Source organism: Massilia sp. CT11-108, from assembly GCF_047302915.1.
In the GTDB taxonomy this organism is placed as follows: domain Bacteria; phylum Pseudomonadota; class Gammaproteobacteria; order Burkholderiales; family Burkholderiaceae_D; genus Telluria; species Telluria orientalis.
Window position 1 is genome coordinate 1 of the sequence record NZ_JBKYMO010000973.1, and the last position, 1,071, is coordinate 1,071.

At 61.8% G+C, this 1,071-nt stretch carries 2 protein-coding genes; both read right to left on the bottom strand.

Annotation, left to right across the window (positions count from 1 at the left end; translation table 11 throughout):
• On the bottom strand, positions 1-204 hold a 204-nt coding region (locus tag ACEN88_RS32445), incomplete at its 3' end, for a hypothetical protein (protein ID WP_413346347.1).
• Positions 205-438: 234 nt separating this feature from the next.
• On the bottom strand, positions 439-1,071 hold a 633-nt coding region (locus ACEN88_RS32450), incomplete at its 5' end, for a discoidin domain-containing protein (protein WP_413346348.1).

The window sequence follows — 1,071 nt, forward strand, 5'->3', positions numbered from 1 at the left end:
GCGCTGCTGCAGGACCGTCCCGACCTGCCTGGCCTTGTCGGGAAAGACGTAGTGATCGTTCAGCTTTGCCACGAGCGCATCGATCGCTTGCACGCGCATCGCGCTGTCGACGGCAACCTTGGGCGGCGGCTCGGGCGTGGCGGCATGGGCGCCGAGCGTGGTCAGCAGCAGGAAGCACGGTACGACGATCCATCTCTTTTTCATCATTTTTCCTTTGGCAGGGTGTAGGAAACGATTTATTCACGGTAGGAGCAATAAAGCGAAATCAGAGTAGCATAAAAATTACCACAGTATGGTAATATCTTTGACAAGTAATCAGCCTGCATATTGACTTGCACTACCGGGCGATCGGCGAAAGCGACCGCATGACGCTCAAGTCCGTGAAGCCATGAAAAACCGGGGCACGCGTGCCCCGGTTTTTTTACGCCGGTCGAATCGTTACGGCTTGGCCGCGTACAGTCCGATTTCGGACAGCGTCGTAAAGGTGCTGTCGCCGTTATTGGAGGTGATGTTGAGCCGGTACCAGCGATAGGCGCCCGGGCTCGCGATCGCGTAGCTCTTCTGCTGGATGCGGGAGGCGAACGCCTGCCCGCTCTGCGTGTCGAGCGTCGTCCAGTTCACGCCGTCGTTGGAACCCTGGAACTGCCAGTCCTTCGGATCGCGCGGCACCAGGTCGGTGGAGCTGATGACCGTGTAGCGCTGGACCGTCTCCGTGTGGCCGAGGTCATACTGCAGCCAGCCCATCACGCCCTTGTAGAACCAGTACGACCCCGAGTTCTGGTCGAAGACGTACTTCGCGTTGCCCGGGTTGTTCGCACTGTCGTTGGGCGTGCCCCCGGTGGCGACGTTCGCCAGCGGATGCACGGGCGTGACGCTGTCCTCCGGAGAATTGGCGCTCGTGCCGGCCGCGTTCGTCGCCGTGACGGTGTAGTAGTAGGTCGTGCCGTTGGTCACCGACGTGTCGATGTAGCTGCCGCCCGTGACGTTGGCCGCGATGGTCGTGTAGGGGCCGCCGCTGGACGTGGCGCGCAGCACCGCGTAGCCGGTGGCGCCGGACGACTGCTGCCAGCG